We start from the raw sequence: 602 nt of genomic DNA on the forward strand, positions 1-602 counted from the left end.
GTGGGGATTCGTCCCTACAATGCGATCGCCTTCTCTGGCCCCATCGCCGTCTTCGTCAGCGTCTTCTTAATGTATCCCCTGGGACAATCCAGTTGGTTCTTCGGCCCCAGTTTCGGGGTAGCAGGGATCTTCCGATTCATCCTCTTCCTGCAAGGGTTCCACAACTGGACCCTCAACCCCTTCCACATGATGGGGGTTGCCGGGATTTTGGGCGGTGCGCTGCTGTGCGCCATCCATGGGGCAACGGTAGAAAATACCCTGTTTGAAGACAGCGACCAAGCCAACACTTTCCGGGCGTTCAATCCAACCCAATCGGAAGAAACCTATAGTATGGTGACCGCAAACCGCTTCTGGAGCCAAATCTTCGGAATTGCCTTCAGTAACAAACGGTGGCTGCACTTCTTCATGCTGTTCGTTCCCGTCACTGGACTGTGGATGAGCGCCATTGGTATTGTCGGTTTAGCGTTGAACCTGCGGGCCTACGACTTCGTATCCCAAGAGATTCGCGCCGCCGAAGACCCTGAGTTTGAGACGTTCTACACGAAGAACATTCTCTTAAACGAAGGGATGCGGGCCTGGATGGCTCCCCAAGATCAACCCCA

1 pseudogene is annotated in these 602 nt (G+C 54.5%); it reads left to right on the plus strand.

From position 1 onward, the window contains the following. Window positions 1-602: pseudogene (locus VB712_RS08050) on the plus strand (photosystem II D2 protein (photosystem q(a) protein)); the annotation flags it as partial.

Source organism: Spirulina sp. CCNP1310, from assembly GCF_034932185.1.
Classification (GTDB): Bacteria; Cyanobacteriota; Cyanobacteriia; order Cyanobacteriales; family Spirulinaceae; genus Spirulina.